Annotated in this window: 24 protein-coding genes; 15 read left to right on the top strand and 9 right to left on the bottom strand. The window is 71.7% G+C overall.

Annotation, left to right across the window (positions count from 1 at the left end; translation table 11 throughout):
- Positions 1-33 precede the first annotated feature (33 nt).
- The 6 genes from ACIPSJ_RS38210 (at position 34) to ACIPSJ_RS38185 (ending at position 8,537) form a co-directional block, all read left to right on the top strand.
- Positions 34-1,179 carry an ATP-binding protein gene (locus ACIPSJ_RS38210; RefSeq protein ID WP_355710952.1) on the top strand — a complete coding sequence of 382 codons (1,146 nt, stop codon included), beginning with the start codon at positions 34-36 and terminating at the stop codon, positions 1,177-1,179.
- Positions 1,180-1,315: 136 nt separating this feature from the next.
- Entirely contained in the window at positions 1,316-2,437 is a 1,122-nt protein-coding gene (pheS, locus tag ACIPSJ_RS38205; protein ID WP_359214181.1) for a phenylalanine--tRNA ligase subunit alpha, read from the top strand.
- Complete coding sequence (gene pheT / locus ACIPSJ_RS38200) at positions 2,437-4,959, top strand: phenylalanine--tRNA ligase subunit beta (protein ID WP_401352798.1); 2,523 nt, start codon at positions 2,437-2,439, stop codon at positions 4,957-4,959. Before pheS ends, pheT begins: the two co-directional genes overlap by 1 nt.
- 292 nt (positions 4,960-5,251) lie before the next feature.
- Positions 5,252-6,382 carry a PP2C family protein-serine/threonine phosphatase gene (locus tag ACIPSJ_RS38195; RefSeq protein WP_401352796.1) on the top strand — a complete coding sequence of 377 codons (1,131 nt, stop codon included), beginning with the start codon at positions 5,252-5,254 and terminating at the stop codon, positions 6,380-6,382.
- A 210-nt stretch (positions 6,383-6,592) separates the two neighbouring features.
- Positions 6,593-7,933: a transcriptional regulator gene (locus ACIPSJ_RS38190; protein WP_359214189.1), complete on the top strand. Its 1,341-nt coding sequence runs from the start codon at positions 6,593-6,595 to the stop codon at positions 7,931-7,933.
- A 67-nt stretch (positions 7,934-8,000) separates the two neighbouring features.
- Positions 8,001-8,537, top strand: coding sequence for an NUDIX hydrolase (locus ACIPSJ_RS38185; protein ID WP_355710957.1), 537 nt, complete (start codon positions 8,001-8,003; stop codon positions 8,535-8,537).
- Here ACIPSJ_RS38185 and ACIPSJ_RS38180 read toward each other — a convergent pair.
- Positions 8,534-8,791: a hypothetical protein gene (locus ACIPSJ_RS38180; protein ID WP_355710958.1), complete on the bottom strand. Its 258-nt coding sequence runs from the start codon at positions 8,789-8,791 to the stop codon at positions 8,534-8,536. The genes ACIPSJ_RS38185 and ACIPSJ_RS38180 overlap by 4 nt on opposite strands.
- A gap of 207 nt (positions 8,792-8,998) precedes the next feature.
- Complete coding sequence (locus ACIPSJ_RS38175; protein WP_355710959.1) at positions 8,999-9,859, bottom strand: 3-hydroxybutyryl-CoA dehydrogenase; 861 nt, start codon at positions 9,857-9,859, stop codon at positions 8,999-9,001.
- A 182-nt stretch (positions 9,860-10,041) separates the two neighbouring features.
- Here ACIPSJ_RS38175 and ACIPSJ_RS38170 point away from each other — a divergent pair, with 182 nt between their 5' ends.
- Complete coding sequence (locus ACIPSJ_RS38170) at positions 10,042-11,289, top strand: family 10 glycosylhydrolase (protein ID WP_359214199.1); 1,248 nt, start codon at positions 10,042-10,044, stop codon at positions 11,287-11,289.
- Between the two features lie 33 nt (positions 11,290-11,322).
- On the opposite strand, the gene ACIPSJ_RS38165 is transcribed toward ACIPSJ_RS38170, so the two are convergent.
- Positions 11,323-11,523, bottom strand: a complete 201-nt coding sequence (locus ACIPSJ_RS38165) for a DUF1918 domain-containing protein (RefSeq protein ID WP_355710961.1) — start codon at positions 11,521-11,523, stop codon at positions 11,323-11,325.
- A gap of 13 nt (positions 11,524-11,536) precedes the next feature.
- Positions 11,537-12,475 carry a DMT family transporter gene (locus ACIPSJ_RS38160; protein ID WP_401352793.1) on the bottom strand — a complete coding sequence of 313 codons (939 nt, stop codon included), beginning with the start codon at positions 12,473-12,475 and terminating at the stop codon, positions 11,537-11,539.
- Here ACIPSJ_RS38160 and ACIPSJ_RS38155 point away from each other — a divergent pair.
- The 3 genes from ACIPSJ_RS38155 (at position 12,474) to ACIPSJ_RS38145 (ending at position 15,149) form a co-directional block, all read left to right on the top strand.
- Complete coding sequence (locus tag ACIPSJ_RS38155; RefSeq protein WP_359214205.1) at positions 12,474-13,949, top strand: PLP-dependent aminotransferase family protein; 1,476 nt, start codon at positions 12,474-12,476, stop codon at positions 13,947-13,949. The two genes, ACIPSJ_RS38160 and ACIPSJ_RS38155, sit on opposite strands and share 2 nt — an antisense overlap.
- Positions 13,950-13,992: 43 nt before the next feature.
- The gene (locus ACIPSJ_RS38150; protein WP_401352790.1) at positions 13,993-14,439 is read left to right on the top strand and encodes a GNAT family N-acetyltransferase; all 447 of its coding nucleotides are present in this window, start codon (positions 13,993-13,995) and stop codon (positions 14,437-14,439) included.
- Between the two features lie 116 nt (positions 14,440-14,555).
- The gene (locus ACIPSJ_RS38145; RefSeq protein ID WP_355710965.1) at positions 14,556-15,149 is read left to right on the top strand and encodes a histidine phosphatase family protein; all 594 of its coding nucleotides are present in this window, start codon (positions 14,556-14,558) and stop codon (positions 15,147-15,149) included.
- Between the two features lie 122 nt (positions 15,150-15,271).
- Here ACIPSJ_RS38145 and ACIPSJ_RS38140 read toward each other — a convergent pair whose 3' ends face one another.
- A complete protein-coding gene (locus tag ACIPSJ_RS38140; protein ID WP_401352788.1) occupies positions 15,272-15,721 on the bottom strand; it encodes a DUF6314 family protein in 450 nt (149 codons plus the stop codon).
- A 5-nt stretch (positions 15,722-15,726) separates the two neighbouring features.
- Complete coding sequence (locus ACIPSJ_RS38135; RefSeq protein ID WP_359214215.1) at positions 15,727-15,900, bottom strand: hypothetical protein; 174 nt, start codon at positions 15,898-15,900, stop codon at positions 15,727-15,729.
- Positions 15,901-16,021: 121 nt separating this feature from the next.
- Here ACIPSJ_RS38135 and ACIPSJ_RS38130 point away from each other — a divergent pair, with 121 nt between their 5' ends.
- Positions 16,022-18,508, top strand: coding sequence for an alpha-L-arabinofuranosidase C-terminal domain-containing protein (locus ACIPSJ_RS38130; RefSeq protein WP_401352786.1), 2,487 nt, complete (start codon positions 16,022-16,024; stop codon positions 18,506-18,508).
- Here the strand turns inward: ACIPSJ_RS38130 and ACIPSJ_RS38125 are convergent.
- The 3 genes from ACIPSJ_RS38125 to ACIPSJ_RS38115 form a co-directional block, all read right to left on the bottom strand.
- A complete protein-coding gene (locus tag ACIPSJ_RS38125; RefSeq protein WP_401352784.1) occupies positions 18,495-18,929 on the bottom strand; it encodes a carboxymuconolactone decarboxylase family protein in 435 nt (144 codons plus the stop codon). The genes ACIPSJ_RS38130 and ACIPSJ_RS38125 overlap by 14 nt on opposite strands.
- Before the next feature lie 83 nt (positions 18,930-19,012).
- Positions 19,013-19,999 (bottom strand): phosphotransferase family protein, encoded by a 987-nt coding sequence (locus ACIPSJ_RS38120; RefSeq protein WP_401352782.1) that lies wholly within the window; start codon positions 19,997-19,999, stop codon positions 19,013-19,015.
- 60 nt (positions 20,000-20,059) lie between these two features.
- Positions 20,060-20,968 (bottom strand): LysR family transcriptional regulator, encoded by a 909-nt coding sequence (locus tag ACIPSJ_RS38115; RefSeq protein WP_401352780.1) that lies wholly within the window; start codon positions 20,966-20,968, stop codon positions 20,060-20,062.
- 81 nt (positions 20,969-21,049) lie between these two features.
- Between ACIPSJ_RS38115 and ACIPSJ_RS38110 the strand changes: the two genes are divergently transcribed.
- The 4 genes from ACIPSJ_RS38110 (at position 21,050) to ACIPSJ_RS38095 (ending at position 26,205) form a co-directional block, all read left to right on the top strand.
- Positions 21,050-21,973 (top strand): EamA family transporter, encoded by a 924-nt coding sequence (locus ACIPSJ_RS38110; protein ID WP_359214230.1) that lies wholly within the window; start codon positions 21,050-21,052, stop codon positions 21,971-21,973.
- 194 nt (positions 21,974-22,167) lie between these two features.
- A complete protein-coding gene (locus ACIPSJ_RS38105) occupies positions 22,168-24,789 on the top strand; it encodes a YfhO family protein (RefSeq protein ID WP_401352778.1) in 2,622 nt (873 codons plus the stop codon).
- A 25-nt stretch (positions 24,790-24,814) separates the two neighbouring features.
- Positions 24,815-25,789, top strand: coding sequence for a glycosyltransferase family 2 protein (locus ACIPSJ_RS38100; RefSeq protein WP_355710974.1), 975 nt, complete (start codon positions 24,815-24,817; stop codon positions 25,787-25,789).
- Positions 25,789-26,205 (top strand): GtrA family protein, encoded by a 417-nt coding sequence (locus ACIPSJ_RS38095; RefSeq protein WP_355710975.1) that lies wholly within the window; start codon positions 25,789-25,791, stop codon positions 26,203-26,205. Before ACIPSJ_RS38100 ends, ACIPSJ_RS38095 begins: the two co-directional genes overlap by 1 nt.
- Positions 26,206-26,284 lie beyond the last annotated feature (79 nt).

Genomic DNA, 26,284 nt, shown 5'->3' with positions numbered 1-26,284 from the left:
CTGCTGCGCCGTCTGAGAGGTGGAGTACGGGGTATGAGTGTCGGCACCAGCAACGCGCCGGGGGGCCGCGGCACCGGCCGCGTGCCCGCACCCCGGCACGGCGACCTCACCGGGCTCGGCATCGACCCCGACGAACTGCCCGACGGCCTCGTGGTCGCCGACGAACAGGGTCTCGTCGTCTGCTTCAACGCCGCCGCCGCCCGCATCACCGCGACCGCCCCCGCCGACGCCCTCGGGCAGCGCCTGGAGAAGGCCCTCCCCTTAGAGGATCTGGAGGGCAGGCGCTGGTGGCAGCTCACCGACCCCTACGGCGGCCTCGCCATCCGGGTCGGCCAGCCCGAGCGGAACCTGCTGCTGCCCGGCGGCCGGGAGGTACTGGTGTCGGCGCGGTATGTGCGCGCCGAGCCCACCGGCCCGGTGCGCCGCGTCGTCGTATCGCTGCGGGACACCGAGGCCCGGCGCCGTACCGAACGCAGCCACGCCGAGCTGATCGCCACCGTCGCCCATGAGCTGCGCTCGCCGCTGACCTCCGTCAAGGGGTTCACGGCCACCCTGCTCGCCAAATGGGAACGGTTCACCGACGACCAGAAGCGGCTGATGCTGGAGACGGTCGACGCGGACGCCGACCGGGTCACCCGGCTCATCGCCGAGCTGCTGGACATCTCGCGGATCGACAGCGGGCGGCTTGAGGTGCGGCGGCAGCCCGTGGACATAGGCGCGGCCGTCGGACGGCACATCCAGGCGTACGTCGCCGCCGGGCAGCCCGCCGACCGCTTCCTGCTCCGGATCGAGCAGCCGCTGCCCGCGCTCTGGGCCGACCCCGACAAGGTCGACCAGGTCCTCAGCAACCTCATCGAAAATGCCGTGCGGCACGGCGAGGGAACCGTCACCATCGACATCACGGCCACGGCGTCCCCGCGCGAAGGGGAAGGCCAGGAGAACGCAGCCACGTCGGTCACGGTGAGCGACGAGGGGCCCGGCATCCCGGAGGAGTCCATGAACCGCGTCTTCACCCGCTTCTGGCGGGGCAGCAAGCGCGGCGGCACCGGCCTCGGGCTGTACATCGTCAAGGGCATCGTCGAGGCCCACGGCGGCACCATCACCGTCGGACGCGCCCCCGGCGGCGGCGCCGAGTTCCGATTTACCTTGCCCGTGAGCACGCCGGCGTATCTCGTCTGAGATCTGCCGAGCGGCCCACGGGCTCTTCGTATACCTCCACCCCGTTAGACTCGGCCTTTGGCACCTTTGTGTCCTTCTCACGGCCCATCAACGGTCTCGGGGACCATCCGCCAGCGAATCGGAAGCACGGGAAGAGATGTCGGCACCGAATAAGTCGTACGACCCTGTAGAGGTCGAGGCCTTGAAACCGGAAGAGATCGAGCGCATGCGGGACGAGGCGCTCGCCGCCTTCGCCGCCGCGGACTCCCTCGACGCGCTCCAGGAGGCCAAGGTCGCCCACACCGGCGGCACCTCCCCGCTGGCCCTCGCCAACCGCGAGATCGGCGCGCTGCCCCCGCACGCCAAGGCGGCCGCCGGCAAGGTGGTCGGCCAGGCCCGCGGCGCGGTGAACAAGGCCCTCGCCGGCCGCCAGGAGGAGCTGGAGGCCGAGCGTGACGCCCGGGTGCTGGTCGAGGAGGCGGTGGACGTCACACTGCCGTACGACCGCGTACCGGCCGGCGCCCGCCACCCGCTGACCACGCTCTCGGAGCGCATCGAGGACGTCTTCGTGGCCATGGGCTACGAGGTCGCCGAGGGCCCGCAGGTCGAGGCCGAGTGGTTCAACTTCGACGCCCTCAACATCGGCCCGGACCACCCGGCGCGCGGTGAGGCGGACACCTTCTTCGTGCAGGGTCCCGAGGGCGGCACCGAGTCCGGTGTCGTGCTGCGCACCCACACCTCGCCGGTCCAGATCCGCTCGCTGCTCGACCGAGAGCTGCCGGTCTACGTGATCTGCCCGGGCCGCGTGTACCGCACCGACGAGCTGGACGCCACCCACACCCCGGTCTTCCACCAGGTCGAGCTGCTCGCCGTCGACGAGGGCCTGACCATGTCGGACCTCAAGGGCACCCTGGACCACATGGTCCAGGCGCTGTTCGGCGAGGGCATGAAGACCCGGCTGCGGCCGAACTTCTTCCCCTTCACCGAGCCGTCCGCCGAGATGGACATGCTCTGCTACGTCTGCAAGGGCGAGTCCGTCGGCAACCCCGACCGCCCCTGCCGAACCTGCTCCTCCGAGGGCTGGATCGAACTCGGCGGCTGCGGCATGGTCAACCCGCGGGTGCTCACCGCCTGCGGCGTCGACCCGGAGAAGTACAGCGGCTTCGCCTTCGGGTTCGGCATCGAGCGGATGCTGATGTTCCGCCACAACGTCGAGGACATGCGAGACATGGTCGAGGGTGACGTCCGGTTCACCCGGCCGTTCGGGATGGAGATCTGATGCGGGTCCCGCTTTCTTGGCTGCGGGAGTACGTCGACCTGCCGGCGACTCAGACCGGCCGTGACGTCCAGGCCAAGCTCATCTCGGCAGGTCTTGAGGTGGAGACCGTCGAGCAGCTCGGCGACGGCCTCAAGGGCCCCCTGGTCGTCGGCCGGGTGCTGACCATCGAGGAGCTGGAGGGCTTCAAGAAGCCGATCCGCTTCTGCACGGTCGACGTCGGCACGGCGAACGGCACGGGCGAGCCCCAGGAGATCGTCTGTGGCGCCCGCAACTTCGCCGTCGGCGACAAGGTCGTCGTGGTCCTGCCCGGAGCCGTGCTCCCGGGCGGGTTCTCGATCAGCGCCCGCAAGACGTACGGCAAGACCTCCCACGGCATGATCTGCTCCAGCGGCGAGCTGGGCATGGGCGACGACGGCACCCACGGCATCATCGTGCTGCCGCCGGAGACCGAGGTCGGCAAGGACGCCATCGAGCTCCTCGAACTGGTCGACGAGGTCCTGGACATCGCCGTCACCGCCAACCGCGGTGACTGCCTGTCCATCCGCGGTGTCGCCCGCGAGACCGCCATCTCCTACGGCCTGCCGCTGCGCGACCCGGCGCTCCTCGACGTGCCGGGACCGAACGCCTTCGGCTACCCGGTCAAGGTCTCCGACCCGTTCGGCTGCGACCGCTTCACCGCGCGCACCGTCATCGGCCTGAGCCCCGAGGCCCGCTCCCCGATCTGGCTCCAGCGCCGCCTGCAGAAGGTCGGCATGCGCCCGATCTCCCTCGCCGTCGACGTCACCAACTACGTGATGATGGAGCTCGGCCAGCCGCTGCACGCCTACGACCGCACGCTGGTCCAGGGCACCATCGGCGTCCGCCGCGCGGCCGAGGGCGAGAAGATCGTCACCCTCGACGGCGTGGAGCGGAAGCTGCACGCCGAGGACCTGGTCATCACCGACGACCGCGGCCCCATCGGCCTCGCGGGCGTCATGGGCGGCGCCAACACCGAGATCGCCGACCACGATGCCGGCGAGAACGGGGAGAACGCCACGACCGACGTGGTCATCGAGGCGGCCCACTTCGACGCCGTCGCCATCGCGCGCACCGCCCGCCGCCACAAGCTGTCCTCCGAGGCGTCCCGCCGCTTCGAGCGCGGCGTCGACCCGCAGGCCGCGGCCGCCGCCGCGCAGCGCACCGTCGACCTGCTGGTGCTGCTCGCCGGCGGCACCGCCGAGGCCGGTGTCACCGAGGTCATCGCGCCGTCCGCGCCGCACACCATCACGGTCGCGGCGGACCACCCCGACAAGGTCGCGGGTGTCGAGTACGGCCGCGAGACCGTCGTCCGCCGCCTCCAGGAGGTCGGCTGCGACGTCTACGGGCAGGACGAGCTGATCGTCACCGTCCCGTCCTGGCGGCCCGACCTCCTCGAACAGAACGACCTGGCCGAAGAGGTCATCCGGCTGGAGGGCTACGAGAACCTGCCCTCCACGCTGCCCAAGCCGCCGGCCGGCCGTGGCCTGACCCACCGCCAGCGCCTGCACCGCCGGGTGGGCCGCGCACTGGCCGGGGCGGGGTACGTCGAGGCGCCGAACTACCCGTTCATCGGCGAGGGCGTCCTCGACCAGCTCGGTCTGGCCGCCGACGACCCGGCCCGCCGTGTCGTCAAGCTGACGAACCCGCTCAACGACGAGGAGCCCGCGCTCCGCACGTCGCTGCTGCCGGGTCTGCTCGGCGCGCTCCGGCGCAACGGCGGGCGGGGCGCGCACGACCTGGCGCTGTTCGAGACCGGCCTGGTCTTCCTCCCGCGCGAGGAGCAGGGCATCGCCGGGCACCTGCCCGTCGACCGCCGCCCGACCGACGAGGAACTCGCCGCGCTCGACGCCGTGCTGCCCGAGCAGCCGCGCCATGTCGCCGTCGTCCTCGCGGGCGCCCGCGAGCAGGCCGGCTGGTGGGGCAAGGACCGTCCGGCCGACTGGGCCGACGCGGTCCAGGCCGCGCGGACCGTCGCCGCCGAGACCGGTGCCGAACTGATCGTGCGCTCCGGCCAGTACGGGCCGTGGCACCCCGGCCGGTGCGCCGAGCTGGCGGTCGTCGCCGACGGCGCGGAGCGGGTCGTGGGCCACGCCGGTGAGCTGCACCCGCGCGTCGTCAAGGCGCTGGGGCTGCCCGCGCGCAGCTGCGCGATGGAGCTGGACCTGGACGCCCTGGAGCAGGCCGGCGACGGCACGCCCCAGGCGCCGAGCATCTCCACGTTCCCGGTGGCCACGCAGGATGTCGCCCTTGTGGTCGACAAGCCGGTGCCGGCGGCGGAGGTGGAGGCCGCGCTGCGCGAGGGCGCGGGCGAACTCCTGGAGGCCATCCGGCTGTTCGACGTGTACGAGAACGCCGCGCAGCTGGGCGACGGGAAGAAGTCGCTGGCGTACGCGCTGCGGTTCCGCGCGGCCGACCGGACGCTGACGGTCGACGAGGCGTCGGCGGCGCGGGACGCGGCGGTCGCCCTTGCGGGGGAGCGTACGGGAGCGGTGCTGCGCGGCTGAGTGCCGTGAGGGGGGACTGTTGTCGGCCGGCCGCGGGTGGTGTGTGGCTGGTCGCGCCCACGCGGCGGCAGCCGCATATCGGCACAGCCCCGCGCCCCTGACGGGGCGCGTTGGTGACGGGTACTTACAAGTACTGCTACCTGCATAAATGCGGGTGTCTCGTTGGCGGTCACTCATTTGGGTGAGATCCATCCGGGACATGGCCCTTTCGGGGCATGCCGTCGACAGAATCGGACCGGCCTTTCGGGGTCGGTCCGTCTGTTCTGTCAGGGCCTACATGGGGGCCATCGGCATGATCCGCATCAAGGCTGGGGTTCCCTCCAGGAGGCGGCCCCGGACCAGTTCTCGGCCCTCGCGCCTCGTACAGACCCTGGGGCTGCCCACGGTCTGGGGCGCCGTCGCCGTGTCGTACAAATTCGGATGCCCGCTGGCCGAGCAGACCGGGCTCGGCGCGCGCATCGTCACCAGCGCCGTGTTCTTCGCGGTCGGTACCGGGCTCATACTCCATGTCCGCCGCACCCTGCTCAGGGAGCTGCGGCAGATCCGCAAGGTCGCCGGCGCCGCGCAGAGCGTGCTGCTGCGGCCGCTGCCGCCCCGGCTGGCCGGGCTGAACATCGCCGCCGCCCAGCTCTCCGCCGACCGGGGCGCGACCATCGGTGGCGACCTCTACGAGGCCGTCGCCACCGAGCACGGCGTACGGGTCGTGATGGGCGACGTACGCGGCCACGGCCTCTCCGCCATCGGCACGGTCGCCGCCGTCCTCGGCAGCTTCCGCGAGGCCGCCCACGACGAGCCCGAACTCGGCCGGGTACTCGGCCGGCTGGACCGCGCCCTCGCCCGCCACCTGCGCGAACGCGCCAGAGCCGAGCACCCGTCCAGCGGCCAGGACCCCGACACCCCGGTCGCCGAGGAGTTCGTGACCCTACTGCTGCTGGAGATCGCGGGAGACGGGGAGCTGCGGGCGATCAACTGCGGCCATCCGTGGCCGTACGTGCTGAGCGGCGCTCGCGTCGAGCCCCTGTCGCGGGCCGATCCGCTTCCGCCGCTCGGGCCCTTCCCGCTTCCGGCGGACCTGGCTGCCACGCCCTGCGGGCATCTGCTCGCCGACGAGTCCCTGGTCCTGTACACGGACGGAGCGGAGGACGCGAGAGACGCCCGAGGCCGCTTCTTCTCCTTGCAGGAAGCCCTGACGGAAGCGGTGCGAAGCCACCTGGTCTCCCCCCAGGCCATCCTCCGTACGGTCTTCACCGCCCTGCTCCAGCACACGGCGGGCCGCCCCACCGACGACATCGCCCTCCTGGTGCTACGCAACGAACGCGCGCACCAACGCGCCCCTTTGGGGGCGCGGGGCGAGGACATCAGCGGCTCCGCCGCGCGGGCGCTCCCAGCCCCCACCCACCCGCAGCCGACAACGCACCGCTAGCCCCCGAACATCGGCCAAGCCGCCAGCCAGGCCACCGCACTGTACGAGGGGGAGCCGGTGGCCCAGCCGGCCTCTTGCGAGGCAATTAAGTCAACCGGTACGACACTCTCCGCGACAGTGCGCGCACGCTACGGATGCGCGCACTCCGTTCACACCCCGTGTGAACGCACCCGCACTACGCTGACGGCACAGGCCACTCGGGGGGCATCCATGCAGCCCAACTCTCTGCTCGACGCGATCCTGGACGAGGCGGGGGTCTCGCACGCCGGTCTCGCCGCCCATGTCAACCAGGCGGGCCGGGCCCGTGGACTCGCGCTCCGTTACGAACACACCGCCGTGGCACGGTGGTTGAAGGGGCAGCGGCCCAGGGGCCAGGTGCCGGACCTGATCTGCGAGGTGCTCGCCGCCCGGCTGCACCGGCCGGTCACCCTCGACGACATCGGCCTCGGTGTACCCGGCGAGCCCAGCCTCCCGCACGCGACCTCGCTCTCCGGGTTCGTCGAACGGGCCACCGCCCTGTGGCGGTCCGACGAACAGCAGCGCCCGCACATACTCGGCGCCCCCGCCGTCACCGGCACCCCCGCCGTGATGCCGGTGTGGGAGTGGGAGAACCCCCCGGAGGACGTGGACGTCTCGCGGGGCGGGCGGCACCGGGTCACCGCGGCCGACCTGGAGATGCTGCGCTCCGCCCGGGCCCACTACGAGCAGATGTACCGCAAGGCCGGAGGCATGGCGACCCGCACCCGGATCGTCGGCTTCCTGAACGCCGAGGCCGCCCCGCTGCTGCGCGGCAGCTACACGGACGCCACGGGCCGTCAACTGCACCGGGCCACCGGCGGTCTGGTGGCGATCGCCGGCATCTGCGCGTACGACTCCGACGCCCACGGCCTCGCCCAGCGCTACTTCCACCAGGCGCTCCGGCTGGCAAAGGCCAGCGGGGACCGGGGACTCGGCGCCTACGTCATCGCGCTCCTGGTCAACCAGGCGCTGTTCATGCGGGAGTTCCGGCAGGCCGTGGCCTTCGCCGAGGCCGCGCTGCGCGCCGCGGGCAAGCACATCACCCCCGCCCTCGCCTCCGACCTCTACGCGATGCAGGCCAAGGCGTACGCCCACCTCGGCGACAGCACGAGCGCGCTGTCCTGCATCCGGCGGGCGGAGTCGGCCGCCGAACGCATCCGGCGGGGCTACGAACCCGACGAGACCGGCTATGTCCAGCCGGGTCTGGTCAACGTGCAGGTGGCCGAGGCGCTGCTCAGCCTCGGCGAGCTGGCCGCCGCCCGGGAGCACGCCGCGGCCGCCGTCGACAACCCGGCGCACGACCGGGGGCGGGTGCACCGGCTCGCCATGCTCAGCACCATCGAACTGCGTCAGGGGAACGCCGACAACGCCGTGGCCACGGCCGTGCAGATGGCCGAACAGGCCCGCGGAATGGAGTCCCAGCGCCTGCGTGACAGACTCCGCGCGGTACGCGAGCACCTGGTGCGCAGCGGCTCGGCCGGAACTGCCGAAGCCGCCGAACTCATCGACGGGGCGCTGCGCGTACCGCTGTAGAGGCACAGTAGGCCTGAGGAGTCCCTGCTGCGATATTGCCACTTACTCGGCGGAAGGTGGCAGAACCGTGCAGTGGACGAAACAGAACGAACAAACTGTGTATGAAAACCGCTGGTTCAGCGTCAATCTCGCGGATGTCGAGCTGCCGGACGGCCGGCACCTCGACCACTTCCTGATACGGCTGCGGCCGGTGGCCGTGGCGACGGTGGTCAACGAGGCGGGCGAGGTCCTCCTCCTGTGGCGCCACCGATTCATCACCGACAGCTGGGGCTGGGAACTCGCGGCGGGAGTCGTGGAGGACGGCGAGGACATCGCCGTCGCGGCCGCCAGGGAACTGGAGGAGGAGACCGGCTGGCGGCCGGGGACCCTGCACCATCTCATGACCGTGGAGCCGTCCAACGGCCTCACCGACGCCCGGCACCACATCTACTGGTCCGACGAGGGCGAGTACGTCGGACACCCCGTGGACGACTTCGAGTCGGACCGCCGGGAGTGGGTCCCCCTCAAGCTCGTCCCGGACATGATCGCCCGCGGGGAGGTCCCGGCCGCCAACATGGCGGCCGCGTTACTCCTGCTGCACCACATGAGGCTCAGCGAAGACTAGTGGGCCAGCGTCTGCCAGACGGTGACGACGAGGGCGCCCAGTGCGGTGAGCGCGGCGATCGAGGGCAGGGGCCAGCGGGCGTGTTCCAGCGAGGCGAGACGGGTGTTCAGGTCGTCCAGTTCCTTGGCCGTCTCCTTGGTGCGGTGGCTCAGGAGGTTCAGCCCTCCCTCGACCTGTGCGTAGGCCACATCGAGGCGGCGACGTAACTCTGCGAGTTCTCCTTGGACCACGGGATGCTCTGGTTCGGTGGCCACGGGTCCGCTCCTCTGCGTAGTCGAATGGGTCGTTCCGCATCCCTTGCATGCGCATGAAGAGTGAACTCGCCTGGTGAGCGCGTGGGGAGAGTGTGCGAAGGGCATATGCGAGCCCGGTACGCACACGGTGTGTGAAACACACGGGCCCGGCACCGAAGGCGGTGCCGGGCCCGTGGAGCATCGCTCCCTGTGACCAACCGGGGGTGATCAGCCGTAGGTGTAGAAGCCCGAGCCGGTCTTCCGGCCCAGCCGGCCCGCCTCGACCATGCGCTGGAGCAGCGGGGGAGCGGCGTACAGCGGCTCCTTGAACTCGGCGTACATGCTGTTCGCGATGGACACGACGGTGTCCAGGCCGATCAGGTCGGACAGCTTCAGCGGGCCCATCGGGTGCGCGCAGCCCAGCTCCATGCCGTTGTCGATGTCCTCGCGGCTCGCGATGCCGGACTCGAACATCCGGATGGACGAGAGCAGGTAGGGCACCAGCAGCGCGTTGACCACGAAGCCGGAGCGGTCCTGGGCGCGGATCGCGTGCTTGCCGAGCACCTTCTCGGCGAAGACCTGGGCGCGGCTGATCGTGCCCTCGGAGGTGGTGAGCGCCGGGATCAGCTCGACCAGCTTCTGCACCGGGGCCGGGTTGAAGAAGTGGATGCCGATCACGTGGTCGGGGCGGGAGGTGGCGACCGCCAGCTTCACCAGCGGGATCGAGGAGGTGTTGGAGGCCAGGATCGCGTCCGGGCGGGTCACCACCTGGTCGAGCACCTGGAAGATCTCCGTCTTCACCTGCTCGTTCTCGACGACGGCCTCGATCACCAGGTCGCGGTCGGCGAACTCGCCGAGGTCCGTGGTGAAGCTCAGCCGCGCCAGCGCGGTGTCCCGCTCCTCCTCGCTGATCTTGCCGCGCTCGGCGGCCTTGGCCAGGGAGTTGAGCAGCCGGGTACGGCCGATCTCCAGGGCCTCGCCGGTGGTCTCGGCGACCTTCACGTCCAGACCGGCACGGGCGGCGACCTCGGCGATGCCCGCCCCCATCTGGCCGCAGCCCACGACTCCGACCTTCTCGATGTCGGTCACATCGTCCCCTTCGCTGATCTACGGGCGGCCGGCAGACCTCCGGATCCGGTGCCTGCTTCCGTTCGTGCTCCGTTCGTGCACGTTACCCGTAAGTATCGATGATCGATCGTCCGGGTGGGGGCATCCTGTGGCGCGGAGGCGATCCGTGATCGCACGGGTCCGGAGAGTGAGAGGGTCTCACGATGGCAGGAGTGTCTCGCAGGGCGTTCGCGCTGGCGGCGCTGTCCACGCTGACGCTGGCGGCCCCGGGGGCGGCGGCCCCCACCGGCCGGCCGCACCGGCCGGGCCGGCCGCGTCGGGCATCCACCGAGATGCGGGGCATGTGGCTGGCGACCGTCTCCAACCGCGACTGGCCCTCCCGCACCGGGCTCTCGGCGGCCGACCAGCGCAAGGAGCTGACCGCCCTCCTCGACAAGGCGGTCCACTACCGGCTCAACGCGGTGATGTTCCAGGTACGGCCGACCGCCGACGCCTTCTGGCCCTCGCCGTACGAGCCCTGGTCCCAGTACCTCACCGGCACCCAGGGCAAGAACCCCGGCTGGGACCCGCTGGGCGTCGCCGTCGAGGAGGCCCATGCCCGGGGCCTGCAGCTGCACGCCTGGTTCAACCCGTACCGGATCGCCAACAACACCGACCCGGGGAAGCTGGTCTCCTCGCACCCCGCCCGCAAGCACCCGGACTGGGTGGTGCCGTACGGCGGCAAGCTCTACTACAACCCGGGCATCCCGGCCGTCCGCACCTTCGTGGAGCAGGCGATCCTGGACGCGGTCACCAAGTACCCCGTGGACGCCGTCCACTTCGACGACTACTTCTACCCGTACCCGGTGGCCGGCCAGACCTTCGACGACGACGACGCCTACGACGCCCACGGCGGCGACTTCTCCTCGCGGGCGGCCTGGCGGCGGGACAACATCGACAAGCTGGTGACCGAGACCGCGGCCGGGATCAAGGAGCTGCGGCCCGGTACCCGGTTCGGGATCAGCCCGTTCGCGGTGTGGCGCAACGCCACCACCGACTCCCGGGGCTCGGACACCAAGGCGGGCGTCGAGACGTACGACGACCTGTACGCGGACACCCGCAAGTGGGTCCAGAAGAACTGGATCGACTACATCGTCCCGCAGGTGTACTGGCAGATCGGCAACTCCGCCGCCGACTACGCCAAGGTGGTCGACTGGTGGGCGGGCGTGGCCAAGGGGAGCGGGACGCGGCTCTACATCGGCGAGGCGCTCTACCAGGCGGGGGCGGCGGGCGCCGCCTCGGCCTGGCAGGACCCGGCCGAGCTGTCCCGGCATCTGACCCTGGCCGGGCAGTATGCGCAGGTCGGCGGGCATGTGTACTTCGCGGCCAAGGACGTCGTCGCCGACCCGATCGGGGCCATGTCGCGGGTGGTCGCCGACCACTACCCGCAGGCGGCGCTTCCGCCGGGCTGACCTGCGCGCGGCCGGCGACCTCGGTACCGCGGCCTAACGTTGCGGATGGGTCTCCCGGTGCCTGACCTGGCAGTCGGGGCCGGGGGACATGATGGCCTCGTGGCCGTCCTCGAAGCGGACCCGGTAGGGCGGGGTGCCCTCCGGTCCCAGCACCTTGACGATGGTCGAGACATGGTCGTGCTGACCGACCACCCTGCCGTGCTGGACAAGCTGGTCGCCCTCGGATGCACGCATCTCCAGGGCCTCCTCACGATCGCGATCGTTGGGTGACGGCGATGCACACGAGCACGGCGGCGGCCGTGAGTGGAGCGGCCGCGGAGAGGTGCTCGCCCAGCAGCAGCACCGACCACACCAGTGTGAGCAGCGGCTGGGCCAACTGCAACTGGCTGGCCTTCGGAATGCCGACGGCCGCCATGCCCCGGTACCAGACCACCAGCCCGAGGAACTGCGAACCCGCCGCCACCCACAGCACACCGAGCACACCGTGCGCGTTCCAGACGACCGGTTCGTACGACAGCGCGAGCACGGCGGCCGGCACGGTGAGCGGCAGGCAGAGCACCAGCGCCCAGCCGATGACCTGCCAGCCCGGCATGATCCGGGCCAGCCGGCCGCCCTCGGTGTACCCGGCCGCGCACACCACGAGGGCCGCGAAGAGGTAGGCGTCGGCGGTGGTGAGGGTCCCGCCGCTCTGGGCGACCGTGAACGCCAGCACGGCCGCCGCCCCCGCCAGCGCCGCCGCCCAGAAGGTGCGGGAGGGGCGGATGCCCATGCGCAGCGCGGAGAAGAGGGCGGTGGTCAGCGGGAGCAGGCCCACCACCACGGCCGCGTGCGAGGTGGTGGAGGTCTCCAGGGCGAGCGTGGTCAGCATCGGGAAGCCGAGCACCACTCCGGCCGCCACGACGGCGAGCCCCGCCCAGTGCCGGCGCTCGGGCAGTCGTACCCGGAGAAACAGCAGACAGCCGCCCGCCATGGCCGCCGCGAGCACACTGCGCACGGCCACCAGCGCCCAGGGCCCGAAGCCCTCCAGGCCCCAGGCGGTGGCCGGGAAGGTGAGGGAGAAGGCGACGACTCCGAGGGCGGCCTGCAGGGTGCCGAGCCGGTGGGCGGCGGAGGCGGGCGCCCCGGCGGGCGGGGGAGTGCTGACCGCTATCGCAGTCGGGTCAGTAGCGCTACTCTGTGCTCTCATGCAAGAGCGTAGCAGTGTCCTTGAACTGGCGGAACAGCTGCGGCGGGACCTCGACCGCTACTCACCAGGAGGAAAGCTCCCGTCGAGCCGGGTGCTCGTCGAGCGGTTCCGGGTGAGCCCGGTGACGGTCTCCCGGGCGCTGGCCCAGCTGGTCGCCGAGGGGCTGGTCGTCACCCGGCCCGGCGCCGGTGCCTTCAAGGCCCGGCCCCGCCCCGCGGCCGAGCCCGCCGGGGACACCTCCTGGCAGGAGGTGGCGCTCAGCGCGGACGGCGCCCTCGACGTGGTCCCGCGCACGGTGGACGCGTCCGGGGTCACCGTCTGCCTGGCCGCCCCGCCGCCCGGTGTACTGGAGTTCAACGGCGGCTACCTGCACGCCTCCCTGGAGCCCGAGCGGGCGCTGGCCGCGGCCCTGGCGAGAGCCGGCCGCCGCCCCGGCGCCTGGGGCCGGCCGCCGCTGGACGGCCTGCCGGAGCTGCGCGAGTGGTTCGCCCGCGAGATCGGCGGCGCCGTCACCGCCGCCGAGGTGCTGATCGCGGGCGGCGGCCAGTCCGCCCTGGCCACCGCCCTGCGCGCGCTCGCCCCGCCCGGCGCCCCGGTCCTCGTCGAGTCCCCGACCTACCCCGGCATGCTCGCCATCGCCCGCGCCGCGGGGCTGCGCCCGGTCCCGGTCCCGGTCGACCCCGACGGCGTGCGGCCGGACCTCCTCGCCGACGCCCTGCGGGCCACCGGCGCCCGCGTCTTCGTCTGCCAGCCCCTCTTCCAGAACCCGACCGGCGCCGTCCTCGCCCCCGACCGCCGCGCCGAGGTGCTGCGCATCGCCCGCGCGGCCGGCGCGTTCGTCGTCGAGGACGACTACGTACGACGGCTGGTGCACGCGGACTCCGGCCCGCTGCCCCGCCCGCTCGCCGCCGACGACCCCGACGGAGTCGTGGTCCATGTGGGCTCGCTGACCAAGGCCACCTCACCGAGCCTGAGGGTGAGCGCCCTGGCCGCCCGGGGCCCGGTCCTGGAGCGCCTGCGCGCCATCCAGATCGTCGACACCTTCTTCGTGCCCCGCCCGCTCCAGGAGGCGACCCTCGAACTCGTCGGCTCCCCGGCCTGGCCCCGCCACCTGCGCGGTCTCTCGGCCGAACTGAAGACCCGCCGCGACACCATGACCGGCGCCCTCGCCCACCACCTCCCCGAACTCGCCCTCCCGCACATCCCGTCCGGCGGCTACCACCTGTGGCTCCGGCTGCCCGACGGCACTGGGGGCACCTCCCAGGCTTTCGGCACTGGGGGAGACACGGTCCTCACCGGTGCCGCCCTCCGTGCGGGCGTCGCCATCACCCCCGGCCGCCCGTACTTCAGCGCCGAACCGCCGGCCGCCCACGTCCGCCTGAGCTTCGCGGCCGTCGCGGGGACGGGGGAGATCACCGAAGGGGTACGACGGCTGCGGGCCGCGTGCGACGAGGTGCTGGGCTCCGGATCATGAAATCCGATCGACGCCGGCCTCCCGTACCGGCGAGGATCCCCGCATGAGCGACGCACCCAGCCTCCCCGAGGGCTACGAATTCTCCGCCGAGACGGACCGCGTGGACGTCGAGCGCGTACACGGCTGGCTGTCCGGCGACGCCTACTGGGCGACCGGCCGCCCGCGCGAGCAGCACGAGCGCGCGATGGCGGGCTCCCTCAACTTCGGGGTGTACGACACCGCCACCGGCGAGCAGGTGGCCTACGCCCGCGTGGTCACCGACGGGGCGCTGTTCGCCTGGCTCGCCGACGTGTACGTCGACCCGTCGGTGCGCGGCAAGGGCGTCGGCACGGCGATGGTCGGAGCGATCCGCGAGCACCTGCGGCCGTCCGGCATACGGCGCGTCCTGCTGGCCACCCACGACGCCCACGGGGTCTACCGGAAGCTCGGATTTGCCCCGCTCGAACACCCGGACCAGTGGATGGCCCTCTACTACGAGTCGCCCGCGTGACATTCCGACTGACTTGTCGGACACCTCCTGACCACTGGGTAACATTTCGTCCACCTCGGACGACTCACTGCCCGGCAGCCCTTGACCTGCGCACATGAGCGTCACACCATCGCCGCATGTCACTTCGGGTCACGTTCGTCGCAGCCGCGCGCAGCTCGGCGCTGCTCGCGGAGCGCTTCGAGGACGACCGCCCGCTGGACCAGGCGGGCTGGGAGGAGGTGCAGCGGGTCGCCGGTGATCTGCTGCCCCTGGCGGCGGCCGAGCTGCGCTACTGCTCGCCGACTCCGCGCAGCCGCGCGACCGGCGACGCGCTGGGGTACGCCCCGCTGGTCCAGCTCGCCCTGCGCGACTGCGACATGGGCCGCTGGCGCGGGCTGACGCTGGGCGAGGCGATGGCCAGGGAGCCGGGTCTGGTGGACGCCTGGCTCGCCGACCCGCGCGCCACCCCGCACGGCGGCGAGTCGCTGCTGGCGTTCATCTCCCGGGTGGGCGGCTGGCTGGACACCCGCCCGGTGGGCGACGGCGGCCGGATCGTCGCGGTCGCCGAACCCTCGGTGATCCGCGCCGCGCTGGTCTACGCCCTCAAGGCACCACCCTCGATCTACTGGAACATCGACGTGCGCCCCCTCTCGACGACCACGGTCACCGGCCTCGCCGGCCGCTGGAACCTGCGCCTGGACGTGTCACCGGCGCACTCCTCCCGCACGTAGCCGCTCCGCTGGGTGCGCCGGGGACGTTGCGTGTCATGTGCGGCGCCGTCGTGGCTGGTCGCGCAGTTCCCCGCGCCCCTTCGGGGGCGCTTTCGTGCCGCAGTTGGATTCGCCGGGTCGGCTCAGTCGGTCTCGCGTACGTAGTCCGTCGTCAGGAGCAGGTCCTTCGTCGGGCCGCCCACCTGCCACACCGTGCGCCAGTGGTCGGCGTCCTGGACGGTGAACTCGCCCCGGTAGAGGTCGGCCGCGCAGGGGTGGTCGGCGATACAGCGCCCCGACGTCAGGTCCAGGTCGTGGAAGGGCCGCCCGTCGGCGAAGCGCACGTCTGCCGTGCCCGGCCGGGCTCCGGGCAGGAACCGTAGCGTTCGCTCGGCGGGCCGGGGCACCCCCTGCCAGGTGAACGTTCCCGACTCCTCGTGCAGCAGGCCGCCGTCCGGCAGCGGCCGGAACAGTGTGGTGCCGTCGAAGCGCCCCTCGTCCCCGCCCGCCAGGTCCCGCACGGTCCGCCGGACCCGCCACCGGCCGCCGAGATGGGCCAGCACGTCCGGCACCGGCCAGAACCCGTCGTCCACGGTCCTCACTTCTTCGGCCGGGGAGAGCCGGTCGGCGTCTTGCGCTCGGCCTGCTGCCGGACCTCTTGGTGCGCGGCATGGCTGGTCGCCCGGAACGCCTCCTCGTACGCGGCCAGCGCCCCGCCCGGCCCGCCGCCGGAACCGGCGAACACGATCAGGGGCGGCAATAGCGTCTGCATCCCTTGACCCTACGCCCGCCCCATTGACGCGCTCATGGCGTCTACATATCTTGCCGTTCGAAGTGCTGACCGCTGTCCGATATTTCGAATGAGCAACTCCTTCACGAGCCGCGGAGTATCCATGTCACGCACCACCCGCACCCGGCTGAGACTCGGCCTTGGGGCAAGCGCTTTCCTGCTAGCCGTCGGGCTGGTCCCGGCCCCCGCCCACGCCGAGGACACCACCGACTACGCGATCACCGTCGACCCGGCCACCCGGGGCGCCACGATCGACAAGACGATGTACGGCGTCTTCTTCGAGGACATCAACCGCGCCGCCGACGGCGGTCTGTACGCGGAACTGGTCCAGAACCGGTCCTTCGAGTACACGACCGACGACAACAAGTCGTACACCCCGCTGACCGCCTGGACGGTCACCGGCACCGCCCAGGTCGTCGACGACTCCGGCCGCCTCAACGACCGCAACCGCGACTACCTCGCCCTCGCCGCCGGTTCGTCCGTCACCAACTCCGGCTACAACACCGGCATCCGGGTCGAGGACGGCAAGAAGTACGACTTCTCGGTCTGGGCCCGCGCCGAGGCCGGTACGACCCTCACGGTCGCCCTCGACGATTCCGGCGGCACCCTCGCCACCGCCCGTCAGGTGGCCGTGAAGAAGAACGGCTGGGCCCAGTACAGGGCGACCTTCACCGCGACCCGCACCAGCTCCACCGGCCGCCTCACCGTGGCCAGTTCGGACGCCGCCGCGCTCGACATGGTCTCCCTCTTCCCGCGCGACACCTACAAGCACGAGCCCAACGGCCTGCGCAAGGACCTCGCCGAGAAGATCGCCGCCCTGCACCCGGGCTTCGTCCGCTTCCCCGGCGGCTGCCTGGTCAACACCGGCTCGATGCAGGACTACAGCGAGGCCTCCGGCTACCAGCGCAAGCGGTCGTACCAGTGGAAGGACACCGTCGGCCCGGTCGAGACCCGTGCCACCAACGCCAACTTCTGGGGCTACAACCAGAGTTACGGCCTCGGCTACTACGAGTACTTCCGCCTCGCCGAGGACATCGGCGCCATGCCGCTGCCCGTCGTCCCGGCCCTGGTCACCGGCTGCGGCCAGAACAAGGCCGTCGACGACGACGCGCTGCTCAAGCGGCACATCCAGGACACCCTCGACCTCGTCGAGTTCGCCAACGGCCCGGTGACGTCGAAGTGGGGCGGGCTGCGCGCCCGGATGGGCCACCCCAAGCCGTTCCACCTCACCCACATCGAGGTCGGCAACGAGGAGAACCTGCCCACCGAGTTCTTCGCCCGCTTCACGCAGTTCCGGGCCGCGATCCAGGCGAAGTACCCGTACATGCAGGTCATCTCCAACTCGGGCCCGGACGACTCCGGCACGACCTTCGACACGGCCTGGCAGCTCAACAAGGACGCCAAGGTCGACCTGGTCGACGAGCACTACTACAACAGCCCGCAGTGGTTCCTGCAGAACAACGACCGCTACGACTCCTACGACCGCAGCGGCCCGAAGGTCTTCGTCGGCGAGTACGCCTCCGGCGGCAACACCTTCAAGAACGGCCTCGCCGAGGCGGCCTACATGACCGGCCTCGAACGCAACGCGGACGTCGTCGAACTCGCCTCCTACGCCCCGCTGTTCGCCAACGAGGACTACGTCCAGTGGCGCCCGGACCTGGTGTGGTTCAACAACCACGCCTCCTGGGACTCGGCGAACTACGAGGTCCAGAAGCTGTTCATGAACAACGTCGGCGACCGGGTGGTGCCCTCCACGGCCACCGGCACCCCGTCGCTGCTCGCCCCGATCTCCGGCGCCGTCGGCCTGTCCACCTGGAACACCAGCGCCGCCTACGACGACGTCAAGGTCACCGACGCCGACGGGAACACCCTGCTCTCCGACGACTTCTCCGGTGACGCCGCGCAGTGGACGCACACCGGCGGCGGCAACTGGGAGATCCAGGACGGGCAGTACGTCGAGACCTCCGACACCGCCGAGAACACCATGGTCCAGGCCGGTGACCCGAACTGGCACGACTACGACCTGCATGTGAAGGCCACCAAGAAGTCCGGCAAGGAGGGCTTCCTCGTCGCCTTCGGCGTCAAGGGCACCGGCGACTACTACTGGTGGAACATCGGCGGCTGGAACAACACCCAGACCGCGGTCGAGCAGGCCGTGGCCGGCGGCAAGTCCACGCTGATCGCCAAGGCCGGGTCGGTGGAGACCGGCCGCGCCTACGACGTCGACATCAAGGTGCGGGGGCGGCAGGTCACCCTCTACCTCGACGGACAGGAGTGGGGCAGCTTCACGGACGACAAGCCCGCCGAGCCGTTCCGGCAGGTCGTCACCGAGGACCGGAAGACCGGCGACCTGATCGTCAAGGTCGTCAACGCCCAGTCCTCGGCGGCCCGTACGGCCATCGACCTCGGCGGTGCGAAGGTGGCCGGGAAGGCCCGGGTGACCACGCTCGCGGCGGCGCCCGACGCGGTGAACACGGAGACGTCCACCGCGGTCGCCCCCGTCACCTCCACCTTCACCGGGGTCGCCGACAGGTTCACGTACACCTTCCCGGCGAACTCGGTCACCTTCCTGCGGATCAGGCAGAGGTAGCGTCCGGCGCGGGCTGCTGGGCCACCGGCAGCAGCCCGCGCTCGGCGAACACCTTCTTCGCGACGAAGGTGGCGTTGAGGGCCTTGGGGAAGCCGCAGTAACCGGCCGAGTGCAGCAGCGCCTCGACGATCTCCTCGGGGGTCAGGCCCATGTTGAGGGACGCGTTGACGTGCACCTCCAGCTGCGGCTCGCAGCCGCCCAGCGCGGTGAGCATGCCCAGGGTCACCAACTGCCGGTCCCGGGGCGCGAGTCCGGGGCGGCTGTAGATCTCGCCGAAGCCCCAGGCGACGACCTGGTGGCCCAGCTCGGGGCTGATGTCGGCCAGCGAGTCGATGACCCGCTGCCCGGCCTCGCCGTCGACCTTCCGCAGGACCTCCAGACCGTGGGCGAAACGTTCTTCGCGCGTGGTGCTCTCGCTCATGTCAGCTCTTCCGTTCCCCTCGGAGACAGGCACGACAAGCACGCTAGGAGGTGGAGTGCGCTCCAGGTCAAGCGGGCCGGCGATCACCCCAGCGCGCGCAGTGCGGCGACCCGTTCGCCCAGGAAGCCGCGGCCCCAGCCGGCACGGTCTGCGTCGTAGCCCCGGGGGCCGCACTCCACGACCAGGATCAGTCCCAGGTAGAGGCCGTACAGCGCGAGGCGGTGGCGCAGGGCCGGGGTGAAGTCGAGGTGGCCGCCGGCCGCGAGGTACCCCGCCGCCAGATCGCTGTCCGGGCCGATGCCCCCGCCGAACTCCAGCGAGACCAGTTCGGCGGCCGGGTCGCCCCAGAAGGCGCGTTCGTGGTCGATGAGCCCGGTGATGCGGGCCCCGTTCCCCGGGTGGTCGACGAAGATGTTGCCCGGCCACAGGTCGAAGTGGACCAGGCGGGGCTCGGTGACCTCGTCGAGGGCCCGGCCGCCCGCGGCCACCAGGGCACGTATCCCGGCGGCGGACACCCCGAGGTCGGACCCCCAGCGCCCGGCGTCCTCCAGGAGGGCTTCCACCATGGCCGTGAAGGCGGTGCGCCAGTCGGCGGCGGACAGGTCGGCCTCGGGCGCCGGATAGCCGAACCGGCCGTCCTCGGCGGTCAGGGTGTGCAACCGGGCGGTGATCGCCCCCAGTTCGCGGCGCAGCACGGCCGCCGAGGCGGGGGGAAGCTGCTCGGCCGCCTTGTCCCACGGGGTGCCCTCCAGGACGGAGACGGCGAGGAAGTCGTCGCCGGAGTGCAGCAGCGCCGGGGCCGGCACCGCTCCGTCGGCGAGGGACGCGAGCCGCCGGTAGACCATGGCCTCGGTCGCCATGATGCCCCGCTCGTACCGCAGCACGGGTGCCCCGGCGGGCGGGGCGAGCTTCACCACCGCCGGGCGTCCGTCGTCGAAGCGCACGCGATAGGCGGTGTTGAACCAGCCGTCGGTCAGTTCCGCCTCAAGCCGGCACCCGACGCCCGTCGCCGCGCGGAGGAGGGCGTCGAGTTCGGGCGCGGACAGTTGCCGCTTGGTCAGACTCCGCATGGGGCGACTCGCTCTCGTCCGGGGCTGCCTGGGAGCGCTCCCGAACCTACGGGACCCGCGTCAGCCGGGACCCCCGCTTCGGACGATCTCCGCGGCCTCCAGCAGTTCGGAGAGCACGGTCCGCACCGCCCGGCGGGCCACGCGCTCGGGGCGGTGGAGCACGTCGATGTGGCGGTGGGCCTCGATGCCGTCGAGCGGTCGCAGGGTGATGCCCGGGTGCGGGCGGGAGGTCCAGCGGGGCATCAGGGCGACCCCGCCACCCGCGGCGACCACCTCGGCGACCACCGCGATCTCGTTGACCCGGTGGACGATGTCGACCCGGTGCCCGGCCGCGGCGGCGACCGCCTCGACGGTCGCGAGCAGCGGGAAGCCGTCGTGCACGGTGATCCAGGGCTGGCCGGCCACGTCCCGCGCGGTCAGCGCGGGCCGCTCCGCCAGCGGGTGGCCGACGGGCAGGGCGATGTCGAGGGGTTCGCGCAGCAGCGGGGTGGCCGTGACGGTCCTCGGCCAGGGCGGGGCGTGGTCCAGGCGGTGGGCGAGGACGAGGTCGTAGGCGCGGGTCAGGGGCGGGAAGTCGGCCTGGGCCACGTCCTCGTCGTGGAGGGCGAGCCGGGGTGAGCCGGGCGCGCGCAGCTGTCGTAGCAGCTGGGGGAAGAACGCGGCGGCCCCGCTGTGGAAGGCGGCCAGCGACACCCTGGCGTCGGGCTCGTCGACGTACGCGTCGATGGTGTGGCGGGCCCGGGCCAGGGCCGTCTCCACGCCGATCGCCGCGTCGGCCAGGGCCTGCCCGGCCGCCGTGAGGACCAGCCGGCGCCCGGCGCGTTCGGTGAGCGGGACCGGGATCGAGCGCTGCAGCAGCCGCAGCTGCTGCGAGATCGCCGAGGGCGTCACCCGCAACGCCTCCGCGACGGCCGTGACGCTGCCCAGTTCGCCCAGCTCCCGCAGGATCCGCAGCTGCCGTTCGTCCACGGCATGAGTGTAGCTTTGCTAAAGGGTCGGTTGAGCAAGACGTCGTTTACTTCAACATGCAGGTCGTGGATCGTGAACGGCATGCCGACCAGCCGTCGTACCGATGGGGTGCTCCTGGCCGTCGCCGTCGTCTGGGGCTCCAGCTACCTGACGGCGAAGGCGGCCACGGAAGCGCTCCCCGTTCTGATCGTCCTCTTCCTGCGCTACGCCCTCGGCGCCCTCGCCTGCCTCCCCGCGCTGCGCGGGTCCCGCGCCCTCACCCGCGACGAGCGGACCTACGGCGTGCTGCTCGGCCTCACCCAGGCCGCGGTCCTCGTCCTGGAGACGTACGGCGTCGCCCACACCAGCGCCGGGAACGCGGGCCTGATCATCAGCCTCACCCTCGTCCTCACCCCGGTCCTGGACCGCGCGGCGCTGCCGGGACGGTTCTTCCTGGCCGCCGGGGCGTGCGTGGCGGGGGTCGGGCTGCTCGTGTCCGGCCACGGGCTGCGGGCCCCCGGAGCCGGTGATCTGCTGATGCTCGCGGCGGCGGTGGTCCGGGCGGGCCATGTGGTGCTGCTCGGGCGGGTGACCGCCCGCCGGGCCCTGCGCCCGTTCCAGCTGACCGCCGTGCAGAGCGTCGTGGGGGCGGTCCTCTTCCTGGTGCCCGCGGCGCCCGGACTGCCGCAGCTCGCCCGGACCGGCGCCGCCACCTGGGCCCAGCTGCTCTATCTGGCCTTGTGCTGCGGACTGTTCGCCTTCCTCGCCCAGACCTGGGCCGTCCAGCGCACCTCCCCGACCCGGGCCGGCCTGCTCCTCGGCACCGAACCGGTGTGGGCCCTGCTGACCGGTGTCGCCCTCGGTGGCGATCGCCTCACCGCGCTCTCCCTGCTCGGGGCCGCCCTGATCGTCGGCGGAACATACTGGGGCCAAGCCCTCGAACGCGGCCATCGCGCCCCCGCCCCGACGACCGCCCGCGACACGGTCCTCGACGACGCCGATACAGGCCTCACACAGGCGCGTTAACCAGAAAAACATTTCATCGAAATCTTCTGTTTCCTTTGAAGTCGCGAATTCTTTCCGAGTCGCACGCGGATTCGGAATTCGACTTATTACTTCACAGGCGAGACACAACCATCAGGAACCACTACCCGTCTAAGTCGGCGAAACACCGACCTGCGGGGAGTAACGCCCCCGTTTTTCTCTGGGGGCCGCACAGAATGAATCGCACCACCCTGACCGGGCACGAACAGGGGGCGAAACCGGCAGGGGGCGAAGAGCGGGAGACGGTATCCGCGAGACGGCTCCAGGCCGATCCGCGGTGGGCCGCCGCCCTGCTCGCGGCCGTCCTCACCACCGTCGCGTTCTGCGCGGCCGACGTGGCGGCCCGCAGCTACCCCTTCGGCTCCCGCACCCGCAGCGTCAACGACCTCGGCAACCAGTACGTGCCCTTCCACGCCCACCTGTGGGACCTGCTGCACGGCAGGGCCGACGGCGGTCTCCTCGTCAACTGGCAGTCCGGGTACGGCTCCAGCTTCCTGCCGGACGTCGGCACCTATGTCAGCAGCCCGTTCGCCCTGCTCGTCGCGGTGTTCCCGCGCGACGAGATCGACCTCGCCGTCTACACGATCACCGTGCTGAAGACGGCCACCGCCGGCGCCGCCATGGCCTGCCTGCTGCTCACCCTGCGCCGGGGGCGCTGGTGGGCGGCCGGTCTGCTGGGCGCCTCCTACGCCCTGTGCGGCTGGAGCCTCGCCCTCGCCTCCTACAACCCGATGTGGCTCGACGGCCTGATCGCGCTCCCGCTGCTCTGCCTGGTCGGCGAGTGGGCGCTGACCGGCCGCCGTCCGCTGGTCGGGGTGCTGATCGTGGCGCTCGCCTGGATCGCCAACTTCTACACCGCCTACATGGCCACCCTCGGCGCCGCCCTGGTGCTGCTGCTCCGGCTGGTCCTCGCCGAACTGCCCTGGCGGCGCGCCCTCGCGGTCGTCGGCCGGGCCGCGGTGACCGTCGGGCTCGGCATCGGTCTCGCCGCGCCCCTGGTGATCGTCGTCTACTCCGGCACCAAGCACGCCTACCCCGGCCGCGAGGGCCACTTCGCCCCGGTCGGCGCCGACGACCTGCTCGCCCGGCTGCTGCCGACCACCTACAGCTACAGCTCCCCGGCCCTCTACGTCGGCATCACCGCGCTGGTGCTCGCCCTCGCCCTGCCCTTCCACCGGGCGGTCCCGGCCCGGGTGCGGGCGGGCTGGACCGTGCTGGTGCTGCTGGTCGCCCTCTCCCTGCAGTGGGCGCCGACCAGCCTGGCCTGGCACGCCTTCGCCGCCCCGAACGGCAGCTCCTACCGCCAGGCCTTCGTGCTCTGCGCCCTGCTGGTCATCGCCGCTTGGCATGCCCTCGCCTACGGGATGCCGGACTGGCGGGCGCTGGGCGCCGCGGCCGGGCTCCTGGTCCTCGTCGCCGCCGTCGCGAGCCGCAGCACCCTGACCCACCAGCACCATCACCACACCTGGCCGGTGGTCCTGCTCGCCGCCGCGGGCGCCCTGGGCGGTCTCGCCCTGCTCGGCCTGGGGAACGGCAGGCCCGTACTGGTCGGCCTGGCCGCGCTGCTGCTGGTCGGCGCCCAGTTCGGCGAGGCCGCCGCCACCTCCGCCGTGGCCACCCGCATGCGCCTCGGCCAGATGGACGACTACGCCCCCTGGGGCGACCGCCAGCAGCGGGAGGCGGACGCCGTCGCCCAGGCCGACGCCTGGCCGAGGTACCGCACCGAACCCGGCCGCGACCAGACCGTCGCCAACGACCCGATGACGGTCGGCGGCCAGGGTTCCCAGTACTACAGCAGCCTCACCGCCGACGTCCTCAGCCGCACCATGACCGCCCTCGGCGACGGCTGGACCTCGCGCGGCCGCAGCCTGCAGAGCCTCGACAACCCCGTCACCGACGCGGTGTTCTCGGTGGGCGCCCGGGTGCACAACCCGCCGGACCCGCACCAGAAATGGCTGCCCCAGGGCGGCGGCCCGTCGACCGTCACCCGCGAGGACGTCCCGCCGCTGGTGACCGTGCGGCCCACCGCCGCGCACAGCACCCCCGCCGCCTTCGGCCCCTCGCCGTACCGCAACCAGGAACTGCTCCTCGGCGCCCGCGTCTACACCCTGCCCCGCACCGCCCTCACCGGTGAGCGCAAGGGCGACGAGGTGCGCGGCCTGCTGGTCGACGGGCCACAGACCGTCAGCGCCCAGTGCCGGGCCGGGAGTTCGGTCTTCCTGTGGGCACCCCGCTACTCCGGCACGGCCCAACTCGCCAGTGGCGGCGAGCGGAAGCTGTTCCGCTCCGACGCCGAGGGCACGAAGATCGCCGCGATGCAGCCGCTCGGCACGGTCCGTACCACGGGGCGGGTGCGGATCGAGCTGACGCCCAACCGGCTGAGCCGGATACCGGCCCGGGGCGCGGTCGGCTGCCTCGACACCGCGAAACTCCGCGCCGCCGTAGGGCGGTTGAAGTCCTCCGGCGCGACCGAGGTGACCGTCTCCGACGGCACCCTGCACGCCCGGCTCCCCGCCGGCAGCAAGGGCACCGCCGTCGTGGCCGTCCCCAGGATCGCCGGCTGGCGCTGCTCCGCGGGCGGCCCCGAGGCCGCGGCGAGCGAGTTCCACGGCCTGATCGCCGTCCCGCTGGGCGCCTCCGCCACCAGCCTCACCTGCACGTTCCACCCGCCCGGCCTGCGCCTGGGCACGGCCGTCGGCGGTGTCTCACTGCTGACCCTGATCCTGCTCGGCACCCTGGCGGCCGTGCGCCGCAGAACCGCCGCGCGCTCCGGAGAGCCCACGACCACCGCTCACTGACCCGTCCCCAGGGGGAGAACAACCCATGCTGATATCGATCGTCGCGCCCTGTTACAACGAGGAAGACGTCATCGAGCGCTTCCACGAGCAGGTCCAGAAGATCGCCAACGAGCTTCTGCCGCTCGGCCACGACATGGAGTTCGTGTACGTGGACGACGGCAGCCGCGACCGGACGCTGCCTCTCCTCAGCCAGCTCGCGGACCGCGACTCCCGGGTCCGGTACGTCTCCTTCAGCCGCAACTTCGGCAAGGAGTCGGCGCTGCTCGCCGGCCTGAAGCACGCCACCGGCGACGCCGTGATCGTGATGGACGCCGACCTGCAGCACCCGCCGGCCCTCATCAAGCGCATGGTCGAACTGCGCGGCGAGGGCTACGACCAGGTCATCGCCAAGCGCACCCGGCAGGGCGACCGCTTCACCCGCACCCTCACGGCCCGGCTCTACTACCGGCTCATCAACCGGATGGTCGACGTCGAACTCGTCGACGGCGTGGGTGACTTCCGGCTGATGTCCCGCCGTGTGGTGGACGCGGTCGTGAACCTCACCGAGTACAACCGGTTCTCCAAGGGCCTGTTCGCCTGGGTCGGCTTCCCCAGCACCACCTTCGAGTACGAGAACGCGGTGCGCGAGCACGGCAGCAGCTCCTGGTCCTTCCGCAGCCTGCTCAACTACGGCCTGGACGGGCTGCTCTCCTTCAACAACCGCCCGCTGCGCGCCGCGCTCTACCTCGGCATGACCCTGCTGGCCCTCGCCGGCGCGTACACGGCGTGGATCGTGGGCGCCACGATGATCCACGGTGTCCAGACGCCCGGCTATGTCACCATCATTACAGCCGTCACCGCCCTGGCCGGTGTCCAGATGATCATGCTCGGGGTCATCGGCGAGTACACCGGCCGGATCTACTACGAGGTCAAGGGGCGCCCGCACTTCCTGGTGAAGGCGACGAACGTGGACCGAACGGAAGACCGCACCCGCGGCACGACGAAGGACCTCATCCCCTGATGCCGAACGCCCTGTCGACCGCCACCGGACCCACCCGCCCGATATCGGGGCAGATCATCACGTTCGCGGTGGTGGGCGTCGTCAACACGGCGACGTACTACGGCCTTTACCTGCTATTTCTCAGGTATTTGCCGTACCTGGCCGCGCATGTTCTCGCGTTTTTCCTGAGCATGATCGGCTCGTTCTTTCTCAATGCGAGGTTCACTTACCGTACGCGTCCCACCTGGCGGAAATTCCTGCTCTTCCCGCTGACCAACGCGACGAATTTCGTGATCACCACGGTGGGCGTATATGTGATCGTCGACATGCTGCACGCGAACAGCCGCTTCGCGCCGCTGATGGCGTCGGCCGCGGCGATCCCCGTCACCTTCGTGGTGTCCCGGTGGGTCATGCTGCCGAAGGTGGAGGCGGCCTAGCCGCGACGCGGGGACGTTCTCCGGCGCCGTCTCCTGGGCATGATCGGGGTGCCGCCGGCCGCGGCCGCGTACGCGGCGG

Source organism: Streptomyces sp. NPDC090088, from assembly GCF_044747345.1.
Taxonomy (GTDB): domain Bacteria; phylum Actinomycetota; class Actinomycetes; order Streptomycetales; family Streptomycetaceae; genus Streptomyces.
The sequence above is the reverse complement of the archived record's forward strand: the minus strand, read 5'-3'. Positions and strand labels throughout refer to the sequence as shown.

Excerpts from the sequence above, each read along its gene's own strand:
- ACIPSJ_RS38210 (WP_355710952.1), top strand. The coding sequence starts at position 34 with ATGAGTGTCGGCACCAGCAACGCGCCGGGGGGCCGCGGCACCGGCCGC.
- ACIPSJ_RS38145 (WP_355710965.1), top strand. The coding sequence starts at position 14,556 with ATGTCACTTCGGGTCACGTTCGTCGCAGCCGCGCGCAGCTCGGCGCTG.
- ACIPSJ_RS38195 (WP_401352796.1), top strand. The coding sequence starts at position 5,252 with ATGATCCGCATCAAGGCTGGGGTTCCCTCCAGGAGGCGGCCCCGGACC.
- ACIPSJ_RS38165 (WP_355710961.1), bottom strand. The coding sequence starts at position 11,523 with ATGCGTGCATCCGAGGGCGACCAGCTTGTCCAGCACGGCAGGGTGGTC.
- ACIPSJ_RS38110 (WP_359214230.1), top strand. The coding sequence starts at position 21,050 with ATGCCGACCAGCCGTCGTACCGATGGGGTGCTCCTGGCCGTCGCCGTC.
- ACIPSJ_RS38170 (WP_359214199.1), top strand. The coding sequence starts at position 10,042 with ATGGCAGGAGTGTCTCGCAGGGCGTTCGCGCTGGCGGCGCTGTCCACG.
- ACIPSJ_RS38160 (WP_401352793.1), bottom strand. The coding sequence starts at position 12,475 with ATGAGAGCACAGAGTAGCGCTACTGACCCGACTGCGATAGCGGTCAGC.
- ACIPSJ_RS38135 (WP_359214215.1), bottom strand. The coding sequence starts at position 15,900 with ATGCAGACGCTATTGCCGCCCCTGATCGTGTTCGCCGGTTCCGGCGGC.
- ACIPSJ_RS38130 (WP_401352786.1), top strand. The coding sequence starts at position 16,022 with ATGTCACGCACCACCCGCACCCGGCTGAGACTCGGCCTTGGGGCAAGC.
- ACIPSJ_RS38155 (WP_359214205.1), top strand. The coding sequence starts at position 12,474 with ATGCAAGAGCGTAGCAGTGTCCTTGAACTGGCGGAACAGCTGCGGCGG.
- ACIPSJ_RS38120 (WP_401352782.1), bottom strand. The coding sequence starts at position 19,999 with ATGCGGAGTCTGACCAAGCGGCAACTGTCCGCGCCCGAACTCGACGCC.
- ACIPSJ_RS38190 (WP_359214189.1), top strand. The coding sequence starts at position 6,593 with ATGCAGCCCAACTCTCTGCTCGACGCGATCCTGGACGAGGCGGGGGTC.
- ACIPSJ_RS38095 (WP_355710975.1), top strand. The coding sequence starts at position 25,789 with ATGCCGAACGCCCTGTCGACCGCCACCGGACCCACCCGCCCGATATCG.
- ACIPSJ_RS38150 (WP_401352790.1), top strand. The coding sequence starts at position 13,993 with ATGAGCGACGCACCCAGCCTCCCCGAGGGCTACGAATTCTCCGCCGAG.
- ACIPSJ_RS38125 (WP_401352784.1), bottom strand. The coding sequence starts at position 18,929 with ATGAGCGAGAGCACCACGCGCGAAGAACGTTTCGCCCACGGTCTGGAG.
- pheT (WP_401352798.1), top strand. The coding sequence starts at position 2,437 with ATGCGGGTCCCGCTTTCTTGGCTGCGGGAGTACGTCGACCTGCCGGCG.
- pheS (WP_359214181.1), top strand. The coding sequence starts at position 1,316 with ATGTCGGCACCGAATAAGTCGTACGACCCTGTAGAGGTCGAGGCCTTG.
- ACIPSJ_RS38100 (WP_355710974.1), top strand. The coding sequence starts at position 24,815 with ATGCTGATATCGATCGTCGCGCCCTGTTACAACGAGGAAGACGTCATC.
- ACIPSJ_RS38105 (WP_401352778.1), top strand. The coding sequence starts at position 22,168 with ATGAATCGCACCACCCTGACCGGGCACGAACAGGGGGCGAAACCGGCA.